At 65.3% G+C, this 7,541-nt stretch carries 6 protein-coding genes; 4 read left to right on the top strand and 2 right to left on the bottom strand.

Annotated elements, in window-relative coordinates; all coding sequences use genetic code 11:
• Nucleotides 1-190, bottom strand: a 190-nt coding sequence (locus MOV74_RS26110) for a GntR family transcriptional regulator (protein ID WP_246929232.1), incomplete at its 3' end; no start/stop codon positions are given.
• A gap of 151 nt (nt 191-341) precedes the next feature.
• Here MOV74_RS26110 and tcuA point away from each other — a divergent pair.
• The 4 genes from tcuA to MOV74_RS26090 all read left to right on the top strand — a co-directional run bounded on the left by tcuA (nt 342) and on the right by MOV74_RS26090 (nt 3,633).
• Nucleotides 342-1,733, top strand: coding sequence for an FAD-dependent tricarballylate dehydrogenase TcuA (gene tcuA, locus MOV74_RS26105; protein WP_246929231.1), 1,392 nt, complete (start codon nt 342-344; stop codon nt 1,731-1,733).
• Complete coding sequence (gene tcuB, locus MOV74_RS26100; protein WP_246929230.1) at nt 1,720-2,826, top strand: tricarballylate utilization 4Fe-4S protein TcuB; 1,107 nt, start codon at nt 1,720-1,722, stop codon at nt 2,824-2,826. Before tcuA ends, tcuB begins: the two co-directional genes overlap by 14 nt.
• Before the next feature lie 71 nt (nt 2,827-2,897).
• A complete protein-coding gene (locus tag MOV74_RS26095) occupies nt 2,898-3,056 on the top strand; it encodes a DUF5993 family protein (protein WP_246929229.1) in 159 nt (52 codons plus the stop codon).
• Between the two features lie 25 nt (nt 3,057-3,081).
• On the top strand, nt 3,082-3,633 hold the full coding sequence (locus MOV74_RS26090) for a disulfide bond formation protein B (protein ID WP_246929228.1): 552 nt from the start codon (nt 3,082-3,084) through the stop codon (nt 3,631-3,633).
• 44 nt (nt 3,634-3,677) lie between these two features.
• Here the strand turns inward: MOV74_RS26090 and MOV74_RS26085 are convergent, their stop codons facing one another.
• On the bottom strand, nt 3,678-7,082 hold the full coding sequence (locus MOV74_RS26085) for an acyl-[ACP]--phospholipid O-acyltransferase (RefSeq protein ID WP_246929227.1): 3,405 nt from the start codon (nt 7,080-7,082) through the stop codon (nt 3,678-3,680).
• Between the last annotated feature and the right edge of the window lie 459 nt (nt 7,083-7,541).

Below are 7,541 nucleotides of genomic sequence, written 5' to 3'. Positions count from 1 at the left end.
CGAACGCTTCGCGAACCGGTGTGCGGCTGACCTTTAGCCGTTGGGCAACCTCTTCCTCCCGCAGGCGGTCGCCGGCGCGGTAGCTGCCGGCCTGGAGCGCTTCGCACAGCGAGCGGAAGACGGCTTCGCCCAACGCGACGCCGGCGCCACGCGCGATCGGTTCCCCCAGTTTTGCCGGACGTCTGGCCATTGTCCCCTTGAGGCGCATCCTGCCCATGCAGAGACGCGCTTGCGTCAGCATCGTATATCTTTGTATACAAAGGTACGCAACGGTGAACCCGGCTGGCCGACGTCGCCACCAGGCAGAATGTCTCTAACTTCGTCGCATCGGGCATGACGGCATGAGTAGCAAATACGACGTGCTGGTGATCGGCGGCGGCAACGCGGCGCTTTGCGCGGCGATCGCGGCGCGGCGCGGCGGAGCGTCGGTGCTGGTGCTGGAGGGGGCGCCAAAGTTCTATCGCGGCGGCAACACCCGGCACACCCGCAACATGCGCTGCGCCCATGACGCGGCGACCGAAATCCTGACCGGCCCTTACACCGAAGAGGAATTCTGGGAGGACCTGCTGCGCGTCACCGGCGGGCAAACCGACGAAGTGCTGGCGCGCCACATGATCCGCGAGTCCAAGGACATCCTGAACTGGATCGTGGAGCAGGGCGTGCGCTGGCAGCCCTCGCTGGGCGGCACGCTCAGCCTCGGCCGCACCAACTCGTTCTTCCTCGGCGGCGGCCGCGCGATGCTGAACGCGCTCTATCTCACCGCAGAACGGCTCGGCGTCGAGGTCGAATACGATGCCGAGGTCACTGATCTCGTGATCGAGGACGGCATGTTCCTCGCAGCGCGCCTGAAGCGGCCGATCAACGGCGCCACCGAGATCCGCGCCACCTCGTTGGTCGCGGCGGCCGGCGGGTTCGAGGCCAACATCGAATGGCTCAAGCAATATTGGGGCGAGGCCGCCGACAATTTCCTGATCCGCGGCACGCCCTATAACCGCGGCTCGATCCTGAAGATGCTGCTCGACAAGGGCGTGCAGGAGGTCGGCGATCCCACTCAGTGCCATGCGGTCGCGATCGACGCCCGCGCGCCGAGATTCGACGGCGGCATCATCACCCGGCACGATTCCGTCGTGTTCGGCATCGTCGTCAACAAGCACGCACAGCGCTTCTACGACGAGGGCGAGGACATCTGGCCGAAGCGCTACGCGATCTGGGGCCGGCTGGTCGCAGCGCAGCCAGACCAGATCGCCTACATCATCTTCGATTCCACCGTCGTCACCAGTTTCATGCCGACGCTGTTCCCGCCGATTGCAGGGCAGACCATCGCGGAGCTCGCCGGCAAGCTTGAGCTCGATCCGGCCGCGCTGGAAAAGACAATCACCGAGTTCAACGCCGCGGTGCGGCCCGGCACCTTCGATCACACAATTCTGGATGACTGCGTGACCGATGGCATCACGCCACCCAAGACGCACTGGGCACGGCGCATCGAAACGCCGCCCTACCTCGCCTATCCCGTGCGGCCCGGCATCACCTTCACCTATCTCGGCACGCGCGTAACCCAGGAGGCGCGCATGCTGATGGCTGACGGCAAGCCGTCGGCCAACATGTTCGCGGCCGGCGAGATCATGGCCGGCAACGTGCTCGGCAAGGGCTATGCCGCCGGCATGGGCATGACCATCGGCAGCGTGTTCGGACGGATCGCAGGACGGGAAGCGGCGAGACATGCACGGAACTAGAATCCTGGACGAGGCCGACCGTCTGATGACGGTCTGCAACTCCTGCCGCTATTGCGAGGGCCTCTGCGCGGTGTTTCCGGCGATGGAAATGCGCCGCGCCTTCTCCGACGGTGATCTCAACTATCTCGCCAACCTCTGCCATGCCTGCGGGGCCTGCTACGTCGACTGCCAGTTCTCGCCGCCGCACGAGTTCAACGTCAACGTTCCGAAGACGCTGGCAATTGCGCGCGCCGAGTCCTATGCGGCCTATGCCTGGCCGCGGGCGCTATCAGGCACATTCGCGCGCAATGGTCTCGTTATCAGCATCGTCGCCGCGCTCAGCATGGCAGCCTTCATTCTCGGCTTCGCCGCCTTGAACGACCGCAACGTGCTGTTCGGCGTGCACACCGGTCCCGGCGCGTTCTACAGGCTGATGCCGCACAACGCGATGGCCGCGCTGTTCAGTGCCGCATTCCTTTTTGCGACCCTCGCACTCGTCTTGAGCGTGCGCGCCTTCTGGCGCGACATCGGTCCGCCGATCGGGGGCCGCGCCGACGGCGTTTCGGTCTTTCGGGCGATCCGCGATGCCGGCGAGCTGCGCTATCTCCATGGCGGCGGCGTCGGCTGCTACAATGAGGACGACAAGCCGACGGACCGGCGCAAGCTTTATCACCACCTGACCTTCTACGGCTTCCTGCTCTGCTTTGCCGCGACCTCGGTCGCCACGCTGTATCATTATCTGCTCGGCCGCGAGGCGCCATATCCGTGGTGGGACCTGCCGGTGGTACTGGGCACGCTCGGCGGCGTCGGTCTGATCGTCGGACCGATCGGCCTGTTCATGGCCAAGATGCGGCGCGATCCTGCGTTGCTCGACGAGTCCCGCTACGGCATGGATGTCGGCTTCATCGCCATGCTGTTCCTGACCGGCTTCACCGGCATGCTGCTTCTGCTCCTGCGCGAGACCTCTGCCATGGGCCCGCTGCTGGCGCTGCATCTCGGCGCCGTGTTCGCGCTGTTCATCACCATGCCCTATGGCAAGTTCGTGCACGGCATCTATCGGTTCGCGGCGCTAGTGCGTTACGCGCAGGAGCGGCGCAGCGAAGCCGGGTCTTGAGGGGCGCGCGGCGCTGACGTATCTCTTGGGCTCGTTCGCGCGATGCGCGAATCGATCGGGAGCCTGGGCTCATGTACATGTTTTTGCCGTTCCTGCTGGCGCTCGCAGCCTGCGCCTGCGTCTGGCGTTCGCTCGCGGGACTTGGCTATGGGCTCTGGAGCGTGACCGTCGTCGTCACCGTCGCCTGGTTCTTTCACCACGCGACCGATCCCCTTAAGTTCTCGTTCTGACGGTGCCGAGATGAGAGCGACAGAGATGAACGGGCGGCAGTCGGTCGGCGCGGTCCTGAATCTGCTCGGGTTGCTCGGGATCTCGTTGATCCTGGCAGTCGCATTTTTCTATCAGCTTGCGCTTGGCGAATTGCCCTGTCCGCTGTGCCTGCTGCAGCGGGCCGGGTTCATCGCGGTTGGCATGGGGTTTCTATTCAATCTGCGCCTCGGCGAGCGACCGTCACACTACGCGATGATACTGATGTCCAGCCTAGTTACCGGATTCATCTCGATGCGGCAGGTGTCGCTGCATCTTGCGCCGGGCGATCCCGGATACGGCTCGGCGCTATTCGGGCTGCATTTCTACACATGGGCGCTCATCGCCGCGGTCGGTATCGTTTGTTATGTCGCGCTTGTCTTCGTGGTGAAGGACATGATTGGCGCGCGGGACAAGGACGCGCCGCTGGGCGGAGCAGCATCGAACGCGGTGTTCGCGATTTTCGCGTTGCTGGTCGCCGCAAATCTCCTGTCCACCGTGCTGGAGTGCGGCGCGGGTCAGTGCGACGACAACCCGGTCCGCTATCTCCTGCTCAAGTGAGGAGACCGTCGCACCGGCGTTGGCCGGTGCGACGGTCGTGAACCTCACGCCACCTCGCGCTCCGGCGGGGATGCCTTCTCGCGCGCCATCGTCGTTGCGGTGACGTAGTCGGTCTTGCCGGTGCCGAGCAACGGCACCTTGTCGACCACCATGATCGCGGCGGGAACGGTCAGCTCGGACGCGCCGATCGTCTTGGCCTGGCCCTGCATCGCGCTACGCTCGGCGTTCTTCTCCGTCGTCAGCAGCACGATGCGTTCGCCCTTGCGCGGGTCGGGGATCGACACTGCGACCGATGCGGCCTGCGGCCACAGTGTCGTCGCGATGTTCTCGACCGCGGACAGCGAGACCATTTCGCCGGCGATCTTGGCAAAGCGCTTGGCGCGGCCTTTGATGGTGATGAAGCCGGCCGCGTCGATCGCGACGATGTCGCCGGTATCGTGCCAGCCCTCGGCGAGCACTTCGAGTACGCCGGGATTTTCGGCCTTGAGGTAACCGAGCATCACGTTTGGCCCGCGCACGGAGAGGCGCCCACCTTCCTCGATACCGGGGACCGGATCGAGGCGGCTTTCCATCAGCGGCGACAGGCGGCCGACGGTGCCGGGGCGGTTGGCCATCGGCGTGTTCATCGCCAGCACCGGCGCCGTCTCGGTGACGCCATAGCCTTCGAGGATACGGATGCCGTAGCGCTCCATGAACACCTGGCGGGTGCGATCCTTGACGGCTTCGGCGCCCGCGATCACGAGGCGCAGCGTGCGGAAGTCGTAGGCATGCGCCGAGCGCGCATAGCCGGTGAGGAACGTATCGGTGCCGAACAGGATCGTCGCGCCGGTCTGGTAGATCAGCTCGGGCACGATCCGGTAATGCAGCGGCGAGGGGTACATGTAGATCGGAATGCCCGCCAGCAGCGGCATCATCATTCCGCCGGTCAGCCCGAAGGAGTGGAACACCGGCAGCACGTTGAACACCTTGTCATTGGCGTTGGCGTCGACCCGCGCCAGCGCCTGCGCCGCGTTGGCGAGGATGTTGCGGTGGGACAGCACCACGCCTTTGGGCGTGCCTTCCGAGCCCGAGGTGAACAGCACCACGGCCGGATCGTTGGCCTGGCGGGTGACACGCGGCGTCGTGCCTGCGAGCAGACCCTTGATCTTGTCGGCTGTGCCGATCGAGGCACGGACGTCCTCGAGATAGACGACACGCGCCTCTGCGGAGATTGCGGTCATCAGCTTGTCGAGCTTACCCTTCTCGATGAACGCCTTCGAGGTCAGCACGGTCTTGACTTGCGCGGCCTTCATGGCGGCGAGGACGTTGACCGGACCGGCCGAGAAGTTGAGCATTGCCGGCACCCGGCCGATATTCTGCAGCGCCATGAAGACGACGGCGACGCCGGCGGAATTCGGCAGCAGCACGCCGACATTCTCGCCGACGGCGGTGCCGCTCTCGAGCTTGCGGCTCAGGACCTGCGCGCCGAGGATCAGCTTGCGGTAGGTCAGCTTGGTGCCAAGCGCATCCTCGATGATGACCTTGCCGGTGTCGCGATCGCGATAGGCGTGTCCGAGGGCTTCGAACAGCGTGTGGTCGAGCATGGCGTTCTTGACCATCGCATCGATCATCACATCCTGGAGTGCGGCACCCGCGGCGTTGCGGCGCGCCTTGCCCTTCAGCGCCGCATCGACCGGCAGCTTGACGGGCGGCAGGATGGTGACCGTCACCCGCGGAAACCACGAGCGCTTGATCTGGCTGGAGTTGAGGTAGCTGAGATGCGAGCGCTGGGCGCCCTCGATGCGGACCGGCACCACGACGGCGTCGGCCTTGTCGGCGATCATCGCGGTGCCGTCATAGACCTTCATCAGCGATCCCGAGACGGTGATGCGTCCCTCGGGGAAGATCACGACGGGCTCGCCGGCGGCGACGAGCTTGATCAGGTCACGCGCGGCCAGCGGCTTGCTCGGGTCCATGGTGTAGTGCTTGACCACGCGCAGGAACGGCTTGGCCCACCAGGCCTTGGCGATGCCGGTATCGACCGCGAAGCTCGCGTCGATCGGCAGCACGGCGTGCAGCAGCGGGCCGTCGATCAGGCTGACATGGTTGGGCGCGATCAGCATGCGGGTGCCGGCAGGCGGCAGGTTTTCGAGCCCACGCACTTCGGTGCGGAACAGCGCACGGAACAGCAGCCCGCCGAAGTCGCGCACGCCTTCCTTGCCCCACTTGGTCAGGACAAACCACACCGCGCCGAAGCTGGCGAGGCCGAGGCCGAAGAAGATCCAGCCGATATGAAGGCCAGCCGCCTGCAGCAACGCGACGAACAGCGAGCCAACCACCATGAAGGCAGCCTGCAGCACATTGCCGGCGGCGATGATGCGGGCGCGCTCCGACGGTGCCGACCAGGCCTGGACGGCGGCGAAAGAGGGAACGACGAACAGGCCGCCGCCGAATGCGAAGGCGACGAAATCGACCAGCATGCGCAGGCCGGCGAACGACGTTGCGAAACCGGCCGCGGTGATGTCCTGCCCCTTGGCGGTCACGCCGATGGCCCATGCGAGATCGAGGCCAGAGCATCCCATGATGATGGCGCCGATCGGGACCAGCGCGAGGTTCGGACGAACGTGGCTCAGGCTGGCGGCGAACAGCGAGCCGATGGCGATGCCGATCGCGAAGATCGCAAGACACAGTGTCACCACGCCCTCGGTGCCGCCGACGACCTCCTTCACCAGAGCCGGCAGCAGCGACAGCACGATCGCGCCGACCAGCCAGAACCAGGAGACGATGACGGTGCCGTCCCACAGTCGATGGTCAGCGTGCAGCGTCCTGAGCAGGCTCACCGTCGAGGTCCAGGGATTGGCATCGACGGGCAGGTCAGGCGCGGACGGCGTTGTCTGCGGAATGCGGGCGGCGAAAGCCCATGACAACAGCGCCAGCGCGACCACGGCCGAGGCGACCCAGCCCATATGCGCGGACCCGGCCACGAACTGGCCGCCGGCGACGGTGCCGAGCAGGATGGCCATGAAGGTCGCGCCTTCGACCAGCGCGTTGCCGGTCGCGAGCTCACCGAGCTGGAGCTGATCCGGCAGCATTGAGTATTTCACCGGGCCGAACAGGGCTGCGATGATGCCGAACAGGGCGAGGGCTGCGAACAGCAGCGGCACCGAGTGCAAGAAGAAGCCGGCGGCAGCAAAGCAGGCTGCGAAGATCTCGGCGAATTTGAGCCGCCTTGCGACGACGGATTTGACGTATTTGTCGGCCAGCTGGCCGCCGAGCCCGGACAGGATGAAGTAGGGGAAGATGAAGACGGCGCCCGCCACCGTCACCAGCGCATCGCCGTGGCCGGTCGCGGCACTGTAAAGCAGGATGATGACGAGTGCGTTCTTGAGCACGTTGTCATTGAGCGCCGAGAAAAATTGCGCCCAGAACAGTGGCGCAAAGCGGCGTGAGGACATCAATTCCCTGATCATGACTAGTCCTGTTTTGGAAAAGCAGCCTGAGGTTTCTACGTGGTCTGAGAAGCGTCACGACCGGAAGTGAATCGGGGGAACGATTGCAACGGCGACGATATCGCCGGTCTGCTCAGTCCCCCTCGGTTCCTCCGATCCTGTTGGTCTCCACCTGGTCTGGTTAGGTTCGCAAATATCTGATCGCGACCGCATCAGCCGCGCTTACCCGGATATGGCCCGGGCGATGAGGAAACCTGAGCCGGCTCATGGAAGCCAGCGGGATCGCCCGCGATTGTCCGGAATGGTGAGTCGTTCGTTGCATCCATCCGGAATTCCGGCCGAACCAGAGGGGCTCGGCTGCGCGCCTCAGGTGAGATGGGTGAGGTGGCGAAAGGGCGAGAAGCGGCCGAGCAGGCTGAACCGCCGGCCCTCCTGACGCGCCCGGGCGCGGCTCGCCCGCCACATCCGGAAGGTCGCGCG

Source organism: Bradyrhizobium sp. SHOUNA76 (assembly GCF_023006445.1).
Classification (GTDB): Bacteria; Pseudomonadota; Alphaproteobacteria; order Rhizobiales; family Xanthobacteraceae; genus Bradyrhizobium.
Note: the sequence above shows the minus strand (reverse complement) of the source record. Positions and strands in the feature narration are given on the sequence as shown.